Origin of the sequence: Nesterenkonia halotolerans (genome assembly GCF_014874065.1) — a bacterium.
Classification (GTDB): Bacteria; Actinomycetota; Actinomycetes; order Actinomycetales; family Micrococcaceae; genus Nesterenkonia; species Nesterenkonia halotolerans.
The window spans coordinates 278,567-299,032 of sequence record NZ_JADBEE010000001.1 but is presented as its reverse complement, the minus strand read 5'-3'; the positions used below and the strand labels follow the sequence as shown (position 1 = coordinate 299,032).

The following is a 20,466-nucleotide window of genomic DNA, read 5'->3' as shown; positions in this document are numbered from 1 at the left end:
TGGAAGGCAACGATGAGCGAGACAATCACAGTGCGAGGCTTCCTCGGTGGCGAGGTCGAAGACTTCACCACCCCGCAGGGGCTGCCGATCTCTAATTTCCGACTGGGCTGTACTCCGCGTCGGTACGACCGCAAGTCCGAGAAATGGGTCAACGGGGAGACCAACTGGTACACGGTCTCTGCGTTCAGGCAGCTCGCCCAGAACGTCAAGAGCAGCCTTTCGAAGGGTGATCCCGTGGTCGTCACCGGAAGGCTCCGCGTCCGCCAGTGGGAGAACGACAAGGGGCAGCGTGGCACCTCAGTGGAGATCGACGCCGAGTCTGTGGGCTATGACCTCACCTTCGGCACGGGGTCCTTCACTCGGCTGGCATCCTCGACCGGCGCTGAGGACGGTGGCCGCGACTCCACTCAGGGAGGCTCTGCCGCCCACGGCTCCGAGAGCTCCGACACGGACCAGGAATCCGGCGACCGCGAGCTCCAGGGCGCGGCGCAGGCCGCTCCCTTCTGAGCTGGTGCGTCGTCAGCCGTGGCGGCCCACCACAGAGCGAAGGCCCGCCTGCATCGTGAACGCGGGCGGGCCTTGGCTTCTGCGGCGTAACGTCTCAGTCGCGCGTGAGCTTGCGGTGCGTGACACGGTGCGGACGCGCAGCGTCAGCGCCGAGACGCTCGACCTTGTTCGCCTCGTAGGACTCGAAGTTGCCCTCGAACCAGTACCAGTTCGCGGGGTCCTCATCGGAGCCCTCCCAGGCGAGGATGTGCGTGGCGACGCGGTCGAGGAACCAGCGGTCGTGCGAGATCACGACAGCGCAGCCGGGGAACTCCAGCAGGGCGTTCTCCAGTGAGCCCAGCGTCTCGACGTCGAGGTCGTTCGTGGGCTCATCGAGCAGCAACAGGTTTCCGCCCTGCTTCAGCGTCAGCGCGAGGTTCAAACGGTTGCGCTCGCCGCCGGAGAGCACTCCTGCCTTCTTCTGCTGGTCGGGGCCCTTGAAGCCGAAGGCGGAGACATAGGCACGTGACGACATCTCCACGGCACCGACGTGGATGAAGTCGAGTCCATCGGAGACGACCTCCCAGAGGCTCTTCTCGGCGTCGATGCCCGCACGGGACTGGTCGACGTATGAGAGCTTCACCGAGTCGCCCACGGCGAGCTTGCCGCCGTCGAGCTCTTCCATGCCCACGATGGTCTTGAACAGCGTGGACTTGCCGACGCCGTTGGGACCGATGACGCCGACGATGCCGTTGCGCGGCAACGAGAAGGACAGCCCCTCGATCAGCTGACGGTCGCCGAAGCCCTTCTGCAGGTTCTCGGCCTCGATGACCTGTGTACCCAGGCGCGGACCTGGTGGGATCTGAATCTCATCGAAGTCCAGCTTCTTCGTGCGCTCGGCCTCGGCGGCCATCTCCTCGTAGCGGTTCAGGCGGGCCTTGGACTTGGTCTGGCGGCCCTTGGCGTTGGAGCGCACCCACTCCAGCTCTTCGGAGAGTCGCTTGGCCATCTTGATGTCTTTCTTGCCCTGAACCTTCAGGCGGGCCTGCTTCTTCTCCAGGTAGGTGGAGTAGTTGCCCTCATAGGGGTACAGCCGACCGCGGTCGACCTCGCAGATCCACTCCGCCACGTGATCCAGGAAGTAGCGATCATGGGTCACGGCGAGGACAGCGCCCTCATAGGCCGCGAGATGCTGCTCAAGCCACAGCACCGACTCGGCGTCGAGGTGGTTCGTGGGCTCATCGAGCAGCAGCAGGTCGGGCTTGGAGAGGAGCAGCTTGCACAGGGCCACGCGGCGTCGCTCACCACCGGAGAGGACGCTGACGTCCGCCTCCGGGGGTGGGCAGCGCAGGGCGTCCATCGCCTGCTCGAGCTGGGAATCCAGGTCCCAGGCGTTGGCGGCGTCGATCGCCTCCTGGAGCTTGCCCATCTCACCCATCAGGGCATCGAAGTCCGCATCCGGGTTCGCCATCTCCTCAGAGATCTGGTTGAAGCGCTGCAGCTTCTCGTAGATCTCACCGACGCCCTCTTGTACGTTGCCGAGGACGCTCTTGTCCTCATTCAGGGCGGGCTCCTGCATCAGGATGCCCACCGAGTAGCCCGGAGAGAGCCGGGCCTCGCCATTGGAGGGCTCATCGAGCCCTGCCATGATCTTCAGGATCGTCGATTTGCCCGCACCGTTCGGACCCAGCACGCCGATCTTCGCACCTGGATAGAACGACATCGTGACGTCGTCGAGGATGACCTTGTCGCCCACCTTCTTGCGGGCACTGACCATGGTGTAAATAAACTCTGCCATGGTGTCCAGGCTAGTCGGCGGAGCAGAGATTCTGCTAATGGACCACTATCGCGCAGACCGACTCAGCTGATCAGATCCAGCTGATGCGGGCTGCGACCGGTGGCGCCGCGCAGCTCCACGCGCCAGCGCTGCGACGCCAGCTCGGCCACGTCCTCCACGCCGAACTCTGCTCTCTCAGCCTCCGGGGCCCTCAGCAGCATCCCGGCGAGCAGTCCTCGGGCGTGCTTCGCGAAATGCGTGACGACCTTGCGCGTGCCGTCACGCTCGGTGACGCTGTTCACCACCAGTGTCTGCTCGGGTGCGGGGCGATAGACCTGCGCGTACGAGCTGGAGCGGGCATCGACCACGAGCTGTTCTCCCACCAGGATGTCGAGCGGGGCCTTCAGCGCGTCCTTCCAGAAGCTGCCCAGGCGCCCAGGGCGCGTCCGCGCACGGACAGCTCCCGGGCCCTGTTCGGTCCCTGAGCCGTTCAGCGTCACCCCCATGGAGAGTCGATACGCTGGAATCCGGTCCGTCAGCGATGTCAGCCCGAACAGACCCGAGAAGACGAGCACGTCGCGCCGTGCGCGTGTCAGCTGCTGCGGATCCAGCGAGCCGGCGTCCAGGGCTTCGTAGAGCACACCGGTGTAGACCTCATGCGCGGGAGCGGTGGGCGCACTGAACAATTCGGTGTTCGCTCGCACCTCGCCCATGATCCGGGCGCCCACGTTCAACGTCTCCTGTGCGACCTCGGTTCCGCTGAGTTCAACCAGCGCGCGCATGACTGCGCGGCGCTCCTCGGCCAGCTCGGGCAGGGCCAGGCGCTCCGGGTCCACCGGCGGCGCGCTGCTGTCTTGCGGGGGCGTCTTGCCTTCAGAAGGCGGGAGGAAGATCAACACCGATCAAGGCTAGCAACGCCGTGGACAGGGACGCGTCAGCCGGAGTCAGCTCCGTGGCGAATCGGCGCTGATCCCGTAGGATGATGAGCCGGGACGGGTCGGTCAGACCATCGCGGCCCAGACTGCGGCCCGCTGTTCACAGCGGATAACTGTCTGCGCGCCGAGGAAAGTCCGGGCTCCACAGGGCAGGATGGTGGGTAACGCCCACTCGGGGAAACCCGCAGGCCAGTGCCACAGAAAAGAGACCGCCAGCGGCACTCGATGCCGCTGGTAAGGGTGAAACGGTGGTGTAAGAGACCACCAGCGCCTCAGGTGACTGAGGTGGCTCGGCAAACCCCATCCGGTGCAAGGTCGAACAGGATGTGTTTGAAGGCTGCCCGCCTGAGCATCCGGGTTGATCGCTCGAGGTCCGTGGCAACACGAGGCCCAGATGGATGATGGTCCCGGCAGGTGAGCAATCACACTCGCCGGACAGAACCCGGCTTATCGACCGACCCGTCCCCTCTCCCGGCACGCTCCGCCTCCTCGTGCTCCTCCCCTGCCCTGTCCGCAGCGTTCGGCTAGACTCGCTCACGGACACATCGGCGTGTTCCCCCGCATGGCGTGAAGCCGGCATGGCGCGAGTTCGCGCGCGAATCACCCGATGGGTCCGACTAGACAATGACGTCTTAAACGTGAGGACACATCTGAACATGCCCACTGAAGCAGAACAGCACCTGCGCAGCTGGATAGACCGAGAGTCTCAGGCGGAGGCCATGATTCCGCTCATCGGCCGGCTCTATCGTGACAACAATGTCGTCACCGGGATCTACGGACGCCGGCTGGTGAACCGGTCAGCCATCGACATCCTCAAGGCCCATCGCTTCGCCCGCCAGGTCGACGAGACTGAACTGCCCGTGTCCCAGACGCTTCCGCTGGTCCGGGCGCTCACCACGCTGGACCTCGGCGCCTCGAGCATCGACATCGCCCGTCTGCACGCTCGCTATCGGACCTCCGCCCACGCCTCCACAGGCGATCTCGACTCCTTCCTGCGCGAGGAGCTTGCCGAGGTGATCGGACGCGCAGGTGTTGGTCTGGCGGCACCCCGCGACATCGTCCTCTACGGCTTCGGCAGAATCGGACGACTGCTTGCCCGCATCATCGTCGGAACAGCCTCCTCGGCCTCGGGGCTGCGGCTGCGCGCCATCGTGGTGCGCCAAGGCGGAGCCGATGACCTCGCCAAACGCGCCTCTCTGCTGCGCCGCGACTCAGTCCACGGTCCCTTCGAAGGCTCGATCAGAGTCGATCAGGAGAATCAGGCGATCATCGCCAACGGCACGTTCATCAAGGTCATCTATGCCTCCGATCCCGCCGCGGTGGATTACACCGCCCACGGGATCTCGGATGCGGTGGTCGTCGACAACACGGGCCGGTGGCGCGATGAAGAAGGGCTGAGCCAGCATCTGCGTGCCAAGGGCGTCTCACGAGTTCTACTGACCGCTCCGGGCAAGGGCGAGCTGAAGAACATCGTCTTCGGGGTCAACCACGAGCAGATCGGCGCGGAGGACCAGATCATCTCGGCCGCCTCGTGCACCACCAACGCGATCACCCCGGTGGCGAAGCTGATGGACGACGCCTACGGCATCGATCACGGTCACGTGGAGACCGTGCATTCCTACACCAATGACCAGAACCTGATCGACAACTTCCACTCCGGCGAACGCCGGGGCCGTTCGGCGGCGCTGAACATGGTGCTGACAGAGACCGGCGCCGCGAAGGCAGTGGCCAAGGCGCTCCCGCGTCTGAGCGGCAGGCTCTCGGGCAATGCCATCCGCGTGCCCACGCCCGATGTCTCCATGGCGATCCTGAACCTCGAGCTGGACCGAGAGACGACCAAGGATGAGCTCAACCGATTCCTGCGTCGCGAGTCCCTCGAAGGCTCCCTGCACAAGCAGGTGGACTACATCGATTCCGCTGAGGTGGTCTCCACCGACTTCGTCGGCACCCGAGCCGCCGGCATCGTCGATGGACTCGCGACCATCGTCAACGGCCGCCAAGCCATCCTCTATGTCTGGTACGACAACGAGTTCGGCTACTCCGCGCAGGTGGTCCGAGTGCTGGAGCATATGACCAACAGCGCCCCGGTCAAGTACCCCAAGGTGGAACCGGGACACCTCGCGTCGAGCAACGGAGCCGCACTGCCGGCGACCTAGGGCAGATCAGCCCTGCGGTCGGATACGACTTCTGCTGGGATCCCACTCGACACCGGCGGCGCAGGCGTCCATTGCTTCATTGCTGAGGGCGTCGGCGTCGCCGTTGTCCTTGCGCGGGATCCAGGTGTACCGGACCTGCAGAGGCGGCAGGATGGTGGCGGCCTCGGCGGCAAGGCGCTTCATGTCCTCGTGCTTGATCTTCCAGCGTCCGCTCATCTGCTCCACCACGAGCTTGGAGTCCAGTCTGACCTCCACGAAGGCCTCCGGGTCCAGGTCACGTGCGAGCCGCAGACCTTCTATGAGCCCGGTGTACTCGGCGACGTTGTTGCTCGCCTTCCCCAGCGGGGTGGCTTTGGTCGCCAGGATCTGGCCCTGTTCATTTCGGACCAGGGCCCCGGAGCCGGCGATGCCTGGATTGCCGCGGCTTCCGCCGTCGGCCTCGACGAACAGAGTGGTCATGGCTCACGCACCTTCATGGACTGCTGTTTGCTGGCGGACTGTTTCCCGCCCCGGTTCGGGGCGAGTGTCGGTGTGCCGGGGTCAGGACTGACGCCACCGGGGTGGGGACTGAAGTCAGTGCCCCGGGGTCAGGACGAAGTCCCAAGGATCGGTGTTGATGCCGCTGACCACGACCTCAACATCGTAGCCGCGATCGTTCAGCGCGCGGTCCAGCGCCTCCGCCGCCGCCGGCAGCCACAGCCATTCGGAGGCAAAGTGAGAGACGTCGATCAGATAGGGGCGCTGCTGGGCGGCGGCCTCGCGCGCCTCAGAGGCTGGGTGATGACGCAGGTCGGCAGTCAGGAAGACATCTGCCTGGGCCCGCACCGCCGCGTCCAGCAGTGAATCGCCGGCACCTCCGCACAGCGCGACGCGCTGGACCAGGGCATCCCTGTCCCCGGCGACTCGCACGCCTCCCGCCACCGACGGCAGGACCGAGAAGACCGTGGAGGCGAAGTCGGAGAGAGTGACGGGGGCAGCGAGGGTGCCGATGCGTCCCAGGCCCTCGGCGGCAAGCCCTGCCTCGGCAGGGCGCAGCGGCTCCGTGTCCTGGACCCCCAGAAGACCGGCGAGGACGTCGTTGACTCCCCCCATCGCAGAGTCAGAATTCGTGTGGGCGCTCAGCAGCGCACAGCCGGCCTCGATGAGATCGTGGACCAGTCCGCCTTTGAAGTGTCCCGCCTCCACCGAATGCACCCCGCGCAGCAGCAAGGGGTGATGAGTGATCAGCAGATCGGCCCCACTCGTGCAGGCCTCGGTCACCACAGCCTGCACAGGGTCCACAGCGAAGTGGATGCGCCGCACCGAACGGTCGCGGCGACCGGTGACCAGACCCACGGCATCCCAGGATTCCGCCAGCGCCTGAGGCCACAGCTCCTCCGCGATGCTGAGCACCTCCTCGAGCAGCGGCGCCGGGCCGCCGGTGGAGGACTGAACCGGACGCGGGACTGGGCTCGAGGACATGACTCAGTTCTACAGGGAACTGCTCAGGAATACAGCGCGGCACACGGAAGGTTGTGCCTGTCATGGAGAACTCACTCAAGACCGTGGTCCTCGCCGCAGGCTGCTTCTGGTGCCTGGATTCCGTGGCGCGCAGGCTCAGCGGGGTCCACTCTGTCCGCAGCGTCTACACCGGAGGCACCGGCCCCGCCGTCTACGAGGCCGTGGCCTCGGGAGGCACCGGACATGCCGAGGCGGTGGAGATCAGCTACGACCCCGCCGTGCTCCCCGACCAGGTGCTCCACGACGTCTTCTTCTCCAGCCACGACCCGACGACCTTGAACCGCCAGGGCTACGACGTGGGCACCCAGTACCGTTCCGCGATGTTCTACTCCACCGAGGACGAGCATGAGGAGTTCGCCGCCGCCATCCAACGCGCGCAGGACTCCTTCGATCAGCCCATCGTGACGACCCTGGAACCGTTGGGACCGGTGTACGAGGCCGAGGAGGTCCACCAGGACTTCCACTCCCGTCGACCCGAAGTCGGATACTGTCAGGTCATCATCGACCCCAAGGTCGCGAAGCTCCGCAGAGACTATGCTTCATGGTTGAAACCCGAGGAAGAAAGGTCCACCCACTAATGGCCAAGATTCTTGACGACATCACCCAGGCAGTCGGCAACACTCCCCTCGTGCGGCTCAACCGCCTGGGAGCAGACCTGCCCGGCAACATCGCCGTGAAGCTCGAGTTCTACTCGCCGGCGAGCTCCATCAAGGACCGCATCGGTGCTGCCATCGTCGACGCCGCTGAAGCCTCGGGAATGCTCAAGCCCGGCGGGACCATTGTGGAGGGCACCTCCGGCAACACCGGAATCGCGCTGGCGATGGTCGGAGCCGCGCGTGGATACCGGGTGGTGCTGACCATGCCGGAGACCATGTCCACCGAGCGTCGAGTGATGCTGCGCGCCTATGGCGCCGAGATCGTCCTGACTCCCGGAGCTGAGGGCATGCGCGGCGCCGTGGAGCGCGCCAAGTCCATCGTCGAGGAGACCGAGAACTCCATCTGGGCCCGACAGTTCGCCAATGAGGCGAACCCTGCGGCGCACTATCGGACCACCGGAGAAGAGATCTGGCGCGACACCGACGGCGAGGTCGACATCTTCATCGCCGGCATCGGCACCGGCGGCACGATCACAGGTGCCGGTCGTCGGCTCAAGGAGTACAAGCCCGGAATCCACCTGGTAGCGGTCGAGCCCGAGGACTCCCCCATCCTCTCCGGCGGCAAGGCGGGGCCGCACAAGATCCAGGGCATCGGTCCGAACTTCGTCCCGGACATCCTGGACCAGGAGATCTATGACGAGGTCTATCAGGCGAACCTCGAGAAGGCCGTCACGATGGCGCGGGACCTGGGAATGCAGGAGGGAATCCTGGGTGGCATCTCCACCGGCGCGAACATCGCGGCCGCACTGGAGCTGGCCTCCCGCGAGGAGAACCGCGACAAGCTCATCGTGACCATCGCCTGCGACTTCGGGGAGCGATACATCTCCACGCTGCTCTACGAAGACATCCGCGGCTGATCTCGGCCTGCACCGCCACGCCGCGCTCCGGCGTGCATCCCCTCTGATCTACCCCGAAAGGTGATGACCCCTTGGGCCTACTGAAGCGTCTGCGCGAGGACATCAAGGCTGCGCGTGAACACGACCCTGCGGCCCGCAGCTCCGCCGAAGTCGTCCTCGTCTACTCGGGCCTGCATGCGGTGTGGTCCCATCGGGTGGCACACCGCATGTGGCGCCACGACGGCCTCAAGACGCCGGCGCGGGTGCTCTCCCAGTTCACCCGCGGGCTCACAGGAATAGAGATCCATCCCGGGGCCCAGATCGGCCGGCGATTCTTCATCGACCACGGAATGGGCGTGGTGATCGGTGAGACCGCTGAGATCGGCGACGACTGCATGCTCTACCAGGGCGTCACCCTGGGTGGCCGGTCCCTGGAGCACACCAAACGACATCCGACGCTGCGCGATGGAGTCGTGGTGGGCGCCGGAGCGAAAGTCATCGGACCGGTGGAGATCGGGGCGGGCTCTGCCGTAGGTGCAAACGCCGTGGTGGTGAAGTCCTCACCGCCGGACTCGATCCTCACCGGCATCCCGGCCAAGGCGCGTCAGCGAGGCGTGGCCGAGAAGAAGCCACACGTCGATCCGGCAGAGTACGCGCTGGATCCGGCACTGTTCATCTGAGCGGCCCTGCTGCCGTTGATCTGAGCGGCGTCACTGCCCCGCAAGCCGACGCAGGATCACCTCTGCCGGCTCCTGGCGAGCCTCGGCGAACCCGGTGCCGGCCCACAGATTGAGACCCTCCGGATCTCCGACCTCGGCAAAGGCACGACGCAACGACGCCGTCAGGTGATGCAGCGCGGGAAAGCCCAATGGTGCCTGGGCCGTGAGATCGGCGGTGAAAGCATTGGGCAGGGCGCGCGCCGGCCGCCCGGAGAAGGCCGTGGTCACCACGGTCGAAAGTTCCGGACTCGCCTCCGCCAGCGCCTGTTGGTGCGCGACCTGGGCACCGCTTTCACCCGAACGCAGCAGCACGGTGCCCACCGCAGCAGCCTCCGCGCCATGTGCCAGCACGGCGTGCACGGCCTCTGGCGTGGACAGTCCCCCTGCGGCCCAGAGCGGCAGATCGCTGCGGACACGGACATTCGCCAGAAGCTGCCGCAGACTGACCTGCTCTGGTTTGCGCACCGGAGTCCAGCTTCCGTGATGCCCTCCGGCCGCGGTGGACTGGACGATCAGCCCGTCGGCCCCGGCTGCCTGGGCACGTGCGGCCTCGCTGGCATCGGTGACCGTGACCACCACCGTGGCACCAGTGGCCTGTAGGCGTCGCATGTCCTGCTCGGCGGGGAGTCCGAAGGTCAGGCACACCACCGGGACCGGCTGTTCCTCCAGCAGCGCGAGCTTTTCGTCCCAGGCGTCGTCGTCGACCCGGGCATCAATCGGCAGGGCCACCTCAGCCACATGCGCGCGGTCAGACGTCTCTTCCGCGTCATGCGCCCGGTCCACGTACTGCCTGATCCACCGTTGAAGCTCCGAGCGGTACCGCGCGAAGTCTTGGCGGCTCACGGGGACGGGGTTCGGCACGAAGAGGTTGACTCCGAACAGCGAGGTCTCAGACTGCACCGCGCTGATCTGCGCCTGAAGCTGTGCGGCGTTCTTGTATCCGCCCGCAAGGAACCCCAGTCCTCCGGCTCGGGAGGCTGCAAGTACCAGCTCGGGTCGGCTCGGCCCGCCGGCCATGGGTGCCGCCACCAGTGGAGAGGCGGCACCCAGCTGGGCCAGCAGGCCTGTGGCGGGCAGGATCATGGGTTCACCGCGAGCAGGTCAGCGAACCGACCCCGTCGCGCGGGAACCCTTCTGCCCAGCAGAGGTTCAGGCCTCGATCTCGCCGCGGTCACCCGACCACTGGGTGTGGAAGGTCCCTTCCTTGTCCACCCGCTGGTAGGTGTGCGCACCGAAGTAGTCACGCAGACCCTGGGTCAACGCCGCTGGCAGGCGATCGCGGCGCAGGCTGTCGTAATAGGCCAGCGAGGAGGAGAACACCGGTGCCGGCACGCCGTAGGTCGCGGCGGCGGCCACGACGCGGCGCCAGGCGGGGAGGCACTCGTTGATCGCTTCGTTGAACTCCGGGGCGAGCAGCAGGTTCTTCGGCTGCTCCTCGCGGGGGGCGTCGTAGGCCTTCATGATGGTGTCCAGCAGATCGGCGCGGATGATGCACCCGGCCCGCCAGAGCGACGCGATGGCCTTGAGGTCCAGCTCCCAGCCGAACTCCTCGCCGGCGGCGACCAGCATGTCCAGGCCCTGCGCGTAGGCGACCAGTTTGGAGGCGTAGAGCGCGCGGCGGACATCTTCGACGAAGTCCTGGCGGTCCTCCGCACTGCCGTACTTCTCCTGGGCGGAGAGCGTCTCATCGATGCCTGCGCTGAAGGTGGCGTTGGTGACCGCGCGCAGCTCTCGCTGCGAGGAGATGGATCGTGCGAAGACGGACTCAGCGATGGCCGTCACCGGGGAGCCGACCTCCAGTCCGGAGATCGCCGTCCAGCGTCCTGTGCCCTTCTGTCCGGCGGAGTCGACCACGACGTCCACGAGCGGGTGGCCTGTGGTCTCATCCTCCTGCTCGAGGACCTCGGCGGTGATCTCGATCAGGTAAGAGGCGAGATCGGTGGTGTTCCACTCACGGAAGACGCCGGCCTGCTCGCGCGGCTCGATTCCGGCCAGGGAGCGCATCAGATCGAAGGCTTCACCGATGACCTGCATGTCGGCGTATTCGATGCCGTTGTGGACCATCTTGACGTAGTGCCCGGCACCATCGGTGCCGATCCAGGTGCAGCATGGTTCACCGTTGTACTTGGCGGAGATCGTCTCAAGCATCGGGCCCAGGGAGTCGTAGGACTCGCGGGAGCCGCCGGGCATGATGGAGGGCCCGTTCAGGGCACCCTCCTCACCGCCGGAGACGCCCACGCCGACGAAGTGCAGACCCTTGGCGCGCAGAGTCTCCTCGCGGCGGCGGGTCTCTTCGAAGAAGGAGTTTCCGCCGTCGATGATGATGTCACCCTCGTCCAGCAGCGGGACGAGATCCTCGATGACAGCATCCACGGGGGCGCCGGCCTTGACCATGATCAGGACTCGGCGGGGGCGCTCAAGGGACTCCACCAGTTCGGCGAGCGTCCCGGTGCGGATGAATTCGCCCTCGCTGCCGTGGGCCTGAAGGAGCGCGTCGGTGCGCGATGCAGAGCGATTGTGCAGGGCTACGGTGTAGCCGTTTCGAGCCAGATTGCGAGCCAGGTTGGCTCCCATCACGGCTAGGCCGGTCACTCCGATGTGGGCACTCATGCATTCTCCTTCGTCGAGGTCAAACAGACAGTCTCTTCCCATCCAGGCAGGGTGGGCGCTGCAGTGTCGCGAGTCCCGCCCACGTCTGCGAGGCGCGGTGCGCTCGCTCGGCTGACATGGAATCCCGCCATCGTGAACCTCGATGTTCGCGTGGCGAGCACATTCACTCTACCGCTTCGACCCCGGGCAGGCCCGTTGCCCGGCGATGCGGGTATCAGTCGCCCACGGCGTCGCGGCCGCGGCGGACGATCAGCGGGTCGGGTTCCCCCACGATCTCGTGGTCCTTGCCCTCGTATTCGAACTGGGAGAGGAAACACCGCATCGCGTTGAGCCGGGCACGCTTCTTGTCATTGGACTTGATCGTCATCCACGGCGCGTGGTCGGTGTCCGTGCGCCGGAACATCTCTTCCTTCGCCTCGGTGTAGTCCTCCCAGCGGTCGAGAGACTCCAGGTCCATGGGAGAGAGCTTCCACTGCCGGACGGGGTCGATCTGCCGAATGGCGAAGCGGGTGCGCTGCTCCTGCTGCGTGACAGAGAACCAGAACTTCGTCAGGTGGATGCCGGCGTCGACGAGCATCTGCTCGAACTGCGGAGCCTGCCGCATGAACACCTCGTACTCCTGCTCCGAGGAGAAGCCCATGACGCGCTCCACCCCGGCCCGGTTGTACCAGGACCGGTCGAAGAGCACCATCTCCCCGGCGGTGGGCAGATGGTCCACGTAGCGTTGGAAGTACCACTGTCCGAGTTCCCTGTCCGAAGGGCGGTTCAGCGCCACCACGCGCGCCGTGCGCGGGTTCAGATGCTCGGTGAAGCGCTTGATCGTGCCGCCCTTGCCCGCGGCGTCACGTCCTTCAAAGACCAGCACATGCTTGAGCCCGTAGTCCTCGGCCCAGTACTGGAACTTCAGCAGCTCCACCTGCAGGTGGTACTTCTCGATCTCATAGACATCTCGACCGAGCCGCTCGGCGTAGGGGTAGTTCTCATGCCAGGTCTCCACGGCGCGGCCCTGCGGGTCGATCAGATCCGGGTCTGGGGTGTGACCGTCCTGGACCGTGTACCCGCCGTCGCGCAGCTCGTCGATGAACTCGCGGAGATTCTTGCGCGCCGTACCGTCGACCTGAAAGATCGGATCATTCATCAGAACAGCCTTTCTCGAGATTCGGCTCGCCCCAGCCAAGCAGAGGTGCGTGAACACGCCGTTAACTGGTCTGTTAACTGTTCGGGCAGAACCTGGACGCCAGCTGTGAGTCGAACAGGCTCTTCAAGCCGATCGCTACAGCGTCTCCTCGCCCATCTGACCGGCGCGGGCCAGTGCAGTCAGCCGGGACACGGTGCGGTGGTACTTCTTCATGTATCCGCCGGACATCATCTCTTCGGTGAAGAGCTTGTCGAAGGGCACGCCCGAGGCGACGATCTTCACATCCTGGTCATAGAGGCGGTCGGCGAGCACCACGAAGCGCAGCGCCAGCGCCTGTGCCTCGATGGTCTCCACGTCCTTGAGCACCAGCACATCGACGTCATCCACGAGCTGGCGATACCGGCTGGGGTGCACGCTGGTCATCCGCTCGCACAGTGGGCCGAAGTCATCCACCGCGATCGCGGCCTCCGGGTAGTGCTCGGCGGCGAAGTCTTCGAGCTCTCCGCTGCTCAGCGGGGCCGGCGCCTCGGGGAGTCCACGGTGGCGGTAGTCCTCGCCGTCAACCTTGATGACGGTGAACTGGTCCGCCAGCACCTGGATCTCGCGCTGGAAGTCTGCGGCGGCGAACCGACCCTCCCCGAGTGACCCGGGCAGCGTGTTCGAGGTGGCCGCGAGCTTCACTCCGGCGTCGGCGAGCTCACGCATGAGCCGCGACATCAGCACCGTGTCGCCCGGGTCGTCAAGCTCGAACTCGTCGATGCAGACCAGGGTGTAGTCACTGAGCACGTCCACGGTGCGCCGGAAGGACAGGGCACCGACGAGGTTCGTGTACTCCACGAAGGTGCCGAAGGCGCGCTGACCCTCGACCGCGTGATAGAGCGAGGCCAGCAGGTGCGTCTTGCCCACGCCGAAGCCGCCGTCGAGGTAGATCCCGGCAGGCTCCTGCGCGCCGGCTGCGCCGCGACCGAAGAGCTTTCCCCAGAATCCCCCTGCGGCAGTCTTGCGTCCGGCAGTGGCGGCGAACTCGCGCAGCGCGGTGACCGCCTTCTCCTGTGAAGGGTGTGCGGGGTCGGGGATGTACGAGTCGAAGGACACCTCGGAGAACCGGAAGGAGGGCTTCAGACCTTCGAGCAGCTGACCCACTCCGAGCTGGGGGGTCCGCTGGCTCAGCGGAGTGACATTGGTCGGCATGTCACCACTCTACCTACGACTCTTCGTTTGACCCGCCGATTCCCTATCCTGGAGACAGACCCACGCCGCGGCGTCCTGACGGTCGGCTGTCACGGCCGCGCCGGAAGCGACCGAGCCGGGTCGCGGCGTCCTGCACACCTGCCGGCATCGACGAACATATGAAGGAAGGTTCTGCACACCATGACCGAAGCGAAAGACTTCTCCCAGTACGCCCACCCCGAGTCCCTGGTCTCCACAGACTGGGTGGCGCAGCACAAAGATGATCCGAGCGTGGTCCTGCTGGAGTCCAACGAGGACGTCCTGCTCTACGAGACCGGACATATCCCCGGGGCACAGAAGATTGACTGGCACACCGATCTGAACGACTCGGTCACCCGTGACTTCCTCGGCCCTGCGCAGTTCGCCGACTTCGCGGCCTCGAAGGGGATCACCCCCGAGACCACCATCGTCTTCTACGGCGACAAGTCCAACTGGTGGGCCGCCTACGCACTCTGGGTCTTCACCCTCTTCGGCCATGCAGACCTGCGCCTGATGGACGGCGGTCGGCAGAAGTGGGTCTCCGAGGAGCGCGAGCTCACCACGGAGCCGACTCCGGCCGCTCCCGCCGAGTACCCCGCCCCCGCGGTCCGCGACGATTCGACCTTCCGCGCCTTCCGCGAGGACGTGCTGGAGCATTTCGGCAAACCCCTGGTGGACGTGCGTTCACCGCTGGAGTACTCCGGGGAGCGCACCCATATGGAGGGTTACGAGCAGGAGGGCGCGATGCGCGGCGGTCACATCCCTTCAGCCGCCTCAGTGCCATGGGCCAAGGCGGCGAACGAGGACGGCACCTTCCGGTCCCGGGCCGAGCTCGAAGAGATCTACACCGAGCAGGCCGGGCTGGGCGCCGCCGATGAGGTGATCGCCTATTGCCGGATCGGTGAACGGTCCTCGCACACCTGGTTCGTGCTGCAGCACCTACTGGGCTATGACAACGTGCGCAACTACGACGGTTCCTGGACCGAATGGGGCAACGCCGTGCGGCTGCCGATCACCACGGGTGATCAGCCCGGAGAGGCGCCCACCCGATGAGCACGACGGATCCAGAACGCAGGGCGGCAAGCGCCGACTCCGAGCCCTCGGAGCTGCCCGAACAGCTGGCCGAGGTGATCGAAGAGTTCGCCGAGCTCGAGGAGCGGCAGAAGCTGGAGATGCTGCTGGAGTTCTCCCGGGAGCTCCCGGATCTTCCCGAGCGCTACGCCGGCAGCTACGACCAGATGGAAGAGGTGGTGGAGTGTCAGTCGCCGCTGTTCCTCACGGTGGAGTACGACGACGCCGCCGGAACGGCCGAGCTGTTCTTCGCGGCACCCCCTGAGGCCCCGACCACCCGCGGATTCGCCGCGATCCTGCACGAAGGGCTCAGCGGGCTGAGCTACACCCAGATCCTCGGTGTGCCCGATGATCTCTCCGAGCGACTGGGTCTGGCTCGGGCGATCACTCCGCTGCGCCTGCGTGGGATGACGGCGATGCTGGGCCGGATCAAGCGTAATATCCGGGCTCACCTGGCCGAGACTGCCCCGGGGCAGGCCGGCTGAAGAGGTCGGTGAGCCATTCGACCATTGTGGCGTCCCAGCGCTGCGGGTCGTGGTTCCATTCCTTGACGTGGCGGGCCTGCGCGAAGGAGACATAGCTGACCTTCGAGTTCTTCCGGGCGAGATCCCGGGAGGGCCCGTAGGGCACGATGTTGTCATCGACGCTGTGCATGATCAGCACGTGGTGGCGCAGCTGGTCAGCGCGGTCGATCCAGTTCATCGCCTGCAGATCCACCGGCGCGGCCAGGCCGGTGACTCGCCGCCCGCCGGAATTGGAGATGAACCACTGACCCAGTCTCCCCACCGCAGACGGGATCCGGTTCGCGCGGGCCTGGTAGGCGAGCACGTCCATCCAGTCGATGACCGGGCCGGTGAGCACCAGGGCGCGGATGTGCTCGGCGAACCGTGACCGGTCGGCGACCTGCAGAGAGATCGCACCCCCCATGGACCAGCCCAGCAGGACGATGTCCTGCGCGCCGCGTTCCAGCGCATACTCGATCGCCGCCTCCACGTCCTCCCACTCGGTGACGCCGAGTCCATAGCGTCCATCGGAGGCGTCGGGGGCTTCGCCGTCATTGCGGTAGGAGATCAGCAGCGTGTCGATGCCCAGCGCCGAGGTGGCTGTCAGGGCGCGGATCCCCTCCGTGCGGTTGCTGCCGCGACCGTGGACCCCGATGGCCCAGATATTGCGCCCGGCCAGTGGCAGCTCTTCGCCCTCGGGCCGGCCCGCAGCACGAGGCTGGGGAGGGACATGCCAGGCCGGCGAGGGTCCGCCCGGCAGGGTGATGACCACTTCTTCGCTTTCAAAGCCGGCGTGACTCGGGTTCAGGTAGACCACGGAGGTCCACCAGCCACGGACAGCGGTGCGGAGATCTCCGCCATAGACCTTCTCCACCGGCCGTGTCACGGTGCCGCCCTTGGGCTCCAGCGCGGAGATCGGTCCGATCCGCGCCAGCGATCGTCCCCCGTGGAAGAACAGACCGTAGGTGCCATCCACCACCGTCTCCGCGGTGATGGGAAGGATCACCTCATCACCTTCGGGTCCGCGGGTGACCGCCAGGATCTGAAGATCCTCCGCGCGTTCTCGCACCGGAGTCACCACGGTCCGGGCGAAGTACCCGGCGAGTCCGGAGGCAGCGGCGGCCAGCGTCATGCCCGCTGCCAGTCCGGTGCCGGCGCCCAAGGTCACCGCGCGGACCCAGGGAGTAGGCGCCCGATGCGTGGTCTTCGCGGCCGATTCCCGCCGACTCCACCACGGACGCACGCTTCGCATGACGGAACCCGCGGGTGCGGCCCGTGGACTGTGCTCTTTCAGCCTGGACTTCATGACGCTCAGCTTACGCGGGCACTCGGATCATGATGAGATAGAGACATGAGTGAGAATCAACTTCCGGGACCCTCCGACGACCAGTGGCGCGAGAAGCTCAGTCCGCAGGAATTCCAGGTCCTGCGCGAAGGCGGCACCGAACGTGCCTACACGGGCGAGTACTGGGACAACAAGGCCGCGGGGATGTACTCCTGCCGGGCCTGCGGCGCAGCCCTGTTCACCTCGACCGAGAAGTTCGACTCCCGCTGCGGCTGGCCGAGCTTCTTCGAGCCCGCTGCGGACGCGAACATCCGCTATCTGCGGGACGTCTCGATGGGCATGGAGCGCGTCGAGGTGCGCTGCGGCTCCTGCGACTCCCATCTCGGGCATCTCTTCACCGGTGAGGGATTCGACACCCCCACGGATCAGCGCTACTGCATCAACTCCATCTCGATGGACTTCCACCCGAGCGAAGAGGGCTGAGCGTGACAGTCACAGATGCACCCGCCCAGGTTCTCGACGCCTCCTTCGCCTCGGACAACGTGGCCGGCGTCTCGCCGGAGATCCTTCAGGCGCTGAGCCGGGTCAATCCCGATTCGGCACTGCCCTACGGGGCCGATTCGGTCACGGCCGAGCTGCGCGAGGTCACCAAGGAGATCTTCGGCTCCCGGGCCGAGATCCTGCCGGTGTTCAACGGCACCGGCGCCAACGTGGTCGCGCTGCAGGCTCTGCTTCCCCGCTGGGGGGCCGCGATCTGCTCACTGCAGGCGCATGTCAACAATGACGAAGGCGCCGCTCCCGAGCATGTGGGCTCCCTGAAGCTGTTGCCGCGACCTACGCTCAGCGGCAAGCTCAGCGCCGCCGATGTCGAGGCGGAGATGAAGAACCTCGGATTCGTCCACGCGGCGCAGCCGCTGGCCGTGACACTGACCCAGTCCACGGAGCTCGGCACGGTGTACACGCCTGAGGAGATCTCCTCCATCGCCGCCGCGGCGCATGGTCACGGGCTCGGGGTGCACATGGACGGTGCGCGGATCTCCAACGCCGCCGCCGCGCTGGGCTGCTCGCTGGGTGAGATCACCACCGAGGCAGGGGTCGACGTCGTCAGTCTCGGCGGGACCAAGAACGGCGCCATGGCGGCCGAGGCCGTGGTGGTCATCGATCCAGACCGGGTTCGCGGCACGGACTACATCCAGAAGTACTCGATGCAGCTCGCCAGCAAGCAGCGCTACGTCTCGGCTCAGCTGCTGGAGCTCTTCGGCACCGATCTGTGGCGACGCAACGCCTCCCACGCCAATGCACAGGCCGCCACACTGGGCCGCGCGCTGAGCGAGGTCGAGGGAGTCACGCTCTCGCGCCCCACCGAGGTCAACGCCACCTTCCCGGAGGTGCCCGCCGCCGTCGCCGACGCGATTCGGCAGCGCTATCTGGTCCACGTCTGGGACACCGCGGCCAGCGGCAATCCGGTGCTGCGCATCATGTGCTCCTGGCACACCAGCGACGCCGAGATCGAGGCCCTCCTGGAGTGCGCGCGGCGCGCCTAGCACGTCAGGCTGACTGCGGTTTCTAGTCTTGGGTCGTGACAGCATTCGGTCCCATCTCAGGACCCGACCAGCCCGGGGCGACCCGCACCGGCCCGAGCGACCCACGCGGGACCTCTGGCCTCGAAGGGCTCCCCGAGACGTTCCTGCACGCACTCGGTGAGCTCCGTCGATCGTCGCCACGGGCTGAGGCCCATGTGGCCGAGGTGCCTGCCCCCTCCAAGCTGGCGCCCTACGCGGTGGCGCTGCGCGCCGAGGTTCAGACGCCGAGCATCTCCACGCTCGGGTCCCACCCGGCGAGCAGGCTGCGGCCGCAGCCAGAAGACCCCGAGATCCTCGCCACCGGACGCTTCATCCTGCTCCACGACCCCGCCGGACAGCAGGCCTGGGGCGGGACCTTCAGGGTCGTGATCTACATCCGCGCCGAGCTCGATGCTGAGATGGGCAACGACCCGCTTCTAGGTTCAGTCGCCTGGACCTGGCTCTGCGATTCCCTGGCCCAGCACGGTGTGGAGTACAGTCATGCGGGCGGCACCGCCACCCGCATACTTTCCGAGAGCTTCGGGAGCATGGAGAACCGTCAGCCCAGCAACGACGTCGAACTCCGCGCCTCCTGGAGCCCCACCGGGCCGAGGTTCGGATCGCACCTGCAGGCGTGGGCAGATATGGTCTGCTCCTTCGCCGGGCTGCCGCCGCTGCCCGATGGAGTGATCGCCCTGCCACATATCAGGAGGAGCTGACGACGTGTCGGACACCTCGATGGACGCCCCCGAATCGGGCCCGCCGCCGCTGCTGACCGAGCCCGAGGACGGGGTCCCCTTCGTCATCGACACCGAGCGTGGGCTGCAGCGCTGCGCCGAGGCGCTGGCCGAGGGCACCGGCCCGGTGGCGGTGGACGCCGAGCGCGCCTCGGGCTTCCGCTATGGTCAGCGGGCCTTTCTGGTCCAGCTCAAGCGCGAAGGCTCCGGCATATGGCTGATCGACCCTGAGCCCTTCACCACGCTCGCCCCGGTGCAGGAGGCTCTCCAGGATGTCGAGTGGATCCTGCATGCCGCCACCCAGGACCTTCCCTGCCTGGCCGAGCTCGGCATGCACCCGCACCGCCTCTTCGACACGGAGCTCGCCGCTCGGCTGAGCGGACTTCCCCGGGTCAGTCTGGGCGCCGTGGTCGAGTCCCTGCTCGAGGTGCGCCTGGCCAAGGAGCATTCAGCTGCCGACTGGTCCAAGCGGCCGCTTCCCCAGGACTGGCTGCGCTATGCCGCGCTCGACGTCGACCTGCTGATCCCGCTGCGCCAGCGGCTGCTCGACCTGCTGGAAGAGCAGGGAAAGCTCGACTGGGCGCAGGAGGAGTTTGAACATCTGCGCACCCACCGGCCGGTCACCATGCCGCGCAGCGAACGGTGGCGCAAGGCCTCTGGGGTCAACAAGCTGAAGTCCCCGCGCAAGCTTGCGGTGCTGCGTGAACTCTGGGCTGCTCGGGAAAGCATGGCGGAGTCCAAAGACGTCTCCCCCGGTCACATCCTGCCGGATTCTGCGCTGGTCGCGGCCGCGGATGCCATGCCGCGCACGGTTCCCCAGCTGCTCGGCGTCCGTGGTTTCCATGGGCGCGCCGCCAAGCGGGAAGCTCCGAAATGGCTGCGCGCGATCGAGTCAGGGAGCAGGGACGAAGATCTGCCTCCCGCCCATCGCCGAGCCGCGGGACCGCCTCCGCCCCGGGCCTGGAAGGATCGCAATCCGCTGGCGTTCCGGCGCTACCGAACCGCTCGTGACTGGCTCACCCACCACGCCGACGAGCTCGACCTCATGCCGGAGACGCTGTTGACTCCTGCGGTGCTCAAACAGCTGTGCTGGACCCCGCCTGAGGTCATCGACCTGGACGGCGTCAGCGCTGCGCTGCGTGAGCTCGGGGCCCGGGAATGGCAGATTGCTCAGTGCGCCGCCATCGTGACCGTGGCGATGTTGGATCCGGAGCCGCTGGACGCCTTCTGAGGCTCGTCCCGACGGCTGCAGTCGACTCGGTTCCCCCTGTGGTTACCCGCGGGTA

Annotated in this window: 20 protein-coding genes and 1 other RNA gene; 12 read left to right on the top strand and 9 right to left on the bottom strand. The window is 66.5% G+C overall.

Annotated features, from left to right (window positions below; translation table 11 throughout):
- Nucleotides 1-12: 12 nt before the first annotated feature.
- Nucleotides 13-507 (top strand): single-stranded DNA-binding protein, encoded by a 495-nt coding sequence (gene ssb / locus H4W26_RS01335; protein ID WP_192590389.1) that lies wholly within the window; start codon nt 13-15, stop codon nt 505-507.
- A gap of 94 nt (nt 508-601) precedes the next feature.
- Here the strand turns inward: ssb and ettA are convergent, their stop codons facing one another.
- The gene (gene ettA, locus H4W26_RS01330; protein WP_192590388.1) at nt 602-2,284 is read right to left on the bottom strand and encodes an energy-dependent translational throttle protein EttA; all 1,683 of its coding nucleotides are present in this window, start codon (nt 2,282-2,284) and stop codon (nt 602-604) included.
- Nucleotides 2,285-2,346: 62 nt separating this feature from the next.
- Nucleotides 2,347-3,162 carry a YaaA family protein gene (locus H4W26_RS01325; protein ID WP_192590387.1) on the bottom strand — a complete coding sequence of 272 codons (816 nt, stop codon included), beginning with the start codon at nt 3,160-3,162 and terminating at the stop codon, nt 2,347-2,349.
- Between the two features lie 94 nt (nt 3,163-3,256).
- On the opposite strand from H4W26_RS01325, the gene rnpB reads away from it, so the two are divergent.
- Nucleotides 3,257-3,664, top strand: an RNA gene (gene rnpB / locus H4W26_RS01320) — RNase P RNA component class A.
- 190 nt (nt 3,665-3,854) lie between these two features.
- A complete protein-coding gene (locus H4W26_RS01315) occupies nt 3,855-5,354 on the top strand; it encodes a glyceraldehyde-3-phosphate dehydrogenase (RefSeq protein WP_192590386.1) in 1,500 nt (499 codons plus the stop codon).
- Between the two features lie 6 nt (nt 5,355-5,360).
- Here the strand turns inward: H4W26_RS01315 and H4W26_RS01310 are convergent, their stop codons facing one another.
- Both H4W26_RS01310 and H4W26_RS01305 read right to left on the bottom strand, forming a co-directional pair.
- Nucleotides 5,361-5,813 carry a reverse transcriptase-like protein gene (locus tag H4W26_RS01310; protein WP_192590385.1) on the bottom strand — a complete coding sequence of 151 codons (453 nt, stop codon included), beginning with the start codon at nt 5,811-5,813 and terminating at the stop codon, nt 5,361-5,363.
- Nucleotides 5,814-5,927: 114 nt separating this feature from the next.
- On the bottom strand, nt 5,928-6,815 hold the full coding sequence (locus H4W26_RS01305; RefSeq protein ID WP_192590384.1) for a Nif3-like dinuclear metal center hexameric protein: 888 nt from the start codon (nt 6,813-6,815) through the stop codon (nt 5,928-5,930).
- Between the two features lie 62 nt (nt 6,816-6,877).
- Here H4W26_RS01305 and msrA point away from each other — a divergent pair, with 62 nt between their 5' ends.
- From msrA to epsC, 3 genes are all read left to right on the top strand, one after another.
- Nucleotides 6,878-7,432 carry a peptide-methionine (S)-S-oxide reductase MsrA gene (gene msrA, locus H4W26_RS01300; RefSeq protein ID WP_192590383.1) on the top strand — a complete coding sequence of 185 codons (555 nt, stop codon included), beginning with the start codon at nt 6,878-6,880 and terminating at the stop codon, nt 7,430-7,432.
- A complete protein-coding gene (cysK, locus tag H4W26_RS01295) occupies nt 7,432-8,367 on the top strand; it encodes a cysteine synthase A (RefSeq protein ID WP_192590382.1) in 936 nt (311 codons plus the stop codon). The genes msrA and cysK overlap by 1 nt, the downstream gene beginning before the upstream one ends.
- 71 nt (nt 8,368-8,438) lie before the next feature.
- Nucleotides 8,439-9,026 carry a serine O-acetyltransferase EpsC gene (gene epsC, locus H4W26_RS01290; RefSeq protein ID WP_192590381.1) on the top strand — a complete coding sequence of 196 codons (588 nt, stop codon included), beginning with the start codon at nt 8,439-8,441 and terminating at the stop codon, nt 9,024-9,026.
- A 30-nt stretch (nt 9,027-9,056) separates the two neighbouring features.
- Here the strand turns inward: epsC and H4W26_RS01285 are convergent, their stop codons facing one another.
- From H4W26_RS01285 to zapE, 4 genes are all read right to left on the bottom strand, one after another.
- Entirely contained in the window at nt 9,057-10,148 is a 1,092-nt protein-coding gene (locus H4W26_RS01285; RefSeq protein WP_192590380.1) for a nitronate monooxygenase, read from the bottom strand.
- 66 nt (nt 10,149-10,214) lie between these two features.
- Nucleotides 10,215-11,675, bottom strand: a complete 1,461-nt coding sequence (gene gndA, locus H4W26_RS01280) for an NADP-dependent phosphogluconate dehydrogenase (RefSeq protein ID WP_192590379.1) — start codon at nt 11,673-11,675, stop codon at nt 10,215-10,217.
- Nucleotides 11,676-11,889: 214 nt separating this feature from the next.
- Nucleotides 11,890-12,813 carry a polyphosphate kinase 2 gene (gene ppk2 / locus H4W26_RS01275; protein WP_192590378.1) on the bottom strand — a complete coding sequence of 308 codons (924 nt, stop codon included), beginning with the start codon at nt 12,811-12,813 and terminating at the stop codon, nt 11,890-11,892.
- Between the two features lie 135 nt (nt 12,814-12,948).
- Entirely contained in the window at nt 12,949-14,004 is a 1,056-nt protein-coding gene (gene zapE, locus H4W26_RS01270; protein ID WP_192590377.1) for a cell division protein ZapE, read from the bottom strand.
- 180 nt (nt 14,005-14,184) lie between these two features.
- Between zapE and H4W26_RS01265 the strand changes: the two genes are divergently transcribed.
- Together H4W26_RS01265 and H4W26_RS01260 are read left to right on the top strand one after the other, a co-directional pair.
- The gene (locus H4W26_RS01265; protein WP_192590376.1) at nt 14,185-15,075 is read left to right on the top strand and encodes a sulfurtransferase; all 891 of its coding nucleotides are present in this window, start codon (nt 14,185-14,187) and stop codon (nt 15,073-15,075) included.
- Nucleotides 15,072-15,578: a SufE family protein gene (locus tag H4W26_RS01260; RefSeq protein ID WP_192590375.1), complete on the top strand. Its 507-nt coding sequence runs from the start codon at nt 15,072-15,074 to the stop codon at nt 15,576-15,578. Before H4W26_RS01265 ends, H4W26_RS01260 begins: the two co-directional genes overlap by 4 nt.
- Here H4W26_RS01260 and H4W26_RS01255 read toward each other — a convergent pair.
- A complete protein-coding gene (locus H4W26_RS01255; RefSeq protein WP_192590374.1) occupies nt 15,523-16,902 on the bottom strand; it encodes an alpha/beta hydrolase family protein in 1,380 nt (459 codons plus the stop codon). The two genes, H4W26_RS01260 and H4W26_RS01255, sit on opposite strands and share 56 nt — an antisense overlap.
- A gap of 45 nt (nt 16,903-16,947) precedes the next feature.
- Here H4W26_RS01255 and msrB point away from each other — a divergent pair, with 45 nt between their 5' ends.
- From msrB to H4W26_RS01235, 4 genes are read left to right on the top strand one after another with little or no spacing between them, the layout of a single operon-like run.
- A complete protein-coding gene (gene msrB / locus H4W26_RS01250; RefSeq protein ID WP_192590373.1) occupies nt 16,948-17,364 on the top strand; it encodes a peptide-methionine (R)-S-oxide reductase MsrB in 417 nt (138 codons plus the stop codon).
- A gap of 2 nt (nt 17,365-17,366) precedes the next feature.
- Nucleotides 17,367-18,425: a threonine aldolase family protein gene (locus tag H4W26_RS01245; protein WP_318779731.1), complete on the top strand. Its 1,059-nt coding sequence runs from the start codon at nt 17,367-17,369 to the stop codon at nt 18,423-18,425.
- Nucleotides 18,426-18,460: 35 nt separating this feature from the next.
- Nucleotides 18,461-19,162, top strand: coding sequence for a DUF3000 domain-containing protein (locus H4W26_RS01240; RefSeq protein ID WP_318779730.1), 702 nt, complete (start codon nt 18,461-18,463; stop codon nt 19,160-19,162).
- Between the two features lie 19 nt (nt 19,163-19,181).
- Nucleotides 19,182-20,411 carry a ribonuclease D gene (locus H4W26_RS01235; protein ID WP_192591945.1) on the top strand — a complete coding sequence of 410 codons (1,230 nt, stop codon included), beginning with the start codon at nt 19,182-19,184 and terminating at the stop codon, nt 20,409-20,411.
- Nucleotides 20,412-20,466 lie beyond the last annotated feature (55 nt).

Bases quoted from the DNA above. Each gene is read 5' to 3' on its own strand.
- ssb (WP_192590389.1), top strand. From the start codon at position 13: ATGAGCGAGACAATCACAGTGCGAGGCTTCCTCGGTGGCGAGGTCGAA.
- ettA (WP_192590388.1), bottom strand. From the start codon at position 2,284: ATGGCAGAGTTTATTTACACCATGGTCAGTGCCCGCAAGAAGGTGGGC.
- H4W26_RS01315 (WP_192590386.1), top strand. From the start codon at position 3,855: ATGCCCACTGAAGCAGAACAGCACCTGCGCAGCTGGATAGACCGAGAG.
- H4W26_RS01310 (WP_192590385.1), bottom strand. From the start codon at position 5,813: ATGACCACTCTGTTCGTCGAGGCCGACGGCGGAAGCCGCGGCAATCCA.
- H4W26_RS01305 (WP_192590384.1), bottom strand. From the start codon at position 6,815: ATGTCCTCGAGCCCAGTCCCGCGTCCGGTTCAGTCCTCCACCGGCGGC.
- msrA (WP_192590383.1), top strand. From the start codon at position 6,878: ATGGAGAACTCACTCAAGACCGTGGTCCTCGCCGCAGGCTGCTTCTGG.
- cysK (WP_192590382.1), top strand. From the start codon at position 7,432: ATGGCCAAGATTCTTGACGACATCACCCAGGCAGTCGGCAACACTCCC.
- H4W26_RS01285 (WP_192590380.1), bottom strand. From the start codon at position 10,148: ATGATCCTGCCCGCCACAGGCCTGCTGGCCCAGCTGGGTGCCGCCTCT.
- gndA (WP_192590379.1), bottom strand. From the start codon at position 11,675: ATGAGTGCCCACATCGGAGTGACCGGCCTAGCCGTGATGGGAGCCAAC.
- ppk2 (WP_192590378.1), bottom strand. From the start codon at position 12,813: ATGAATGATCCGATCTTTCAGGTCGACGGTACGGCGCGCAAGAATCTC.
- zapE (WP_192590377.1), bottom strand. From the start codon at position 14,004: ATGCCGACCAATGTCACTCCGCTGAGCCAGCGGACCCCCCAGCTCGGA.
- H4W26_RS01265 (WP_192590376.1), top strand. From the start codon at position 14,185: ATGACCGAAGCGAAAGACTTCTCCCAGTACGCCCACCCCGAGTCCCTG.
- H4W26_RS01260 (WP_192590375.1), top strand. From the start codon at position 15,072: ATGAGCACGACGGATCCAGAACGCAGGGCGGCAAGCGCCGACTCCGAG.
- H4W26_RS01255 (WP_192590374.1), bottom strand. From the start codon at position 16,902: ATGAAGTCCAGGCTGAAAGAGCACAGTCCACGGGCCGCACCCGCGGGT.
- msrB (WP_192590373.1), top strand. From the start codon at position 16,948: ATGAGTGAGAATCAACTTCCGGGACCCTCCGACGACCAGTGGCGCGAG.
- H4W26_RS01235 (WP_192591945.1), top strand. From the start codon at position 19,182: ATGGACGCCCCCGAATCGGGCCCGCCGCCGCTGCTGACCGAGCCCGAG.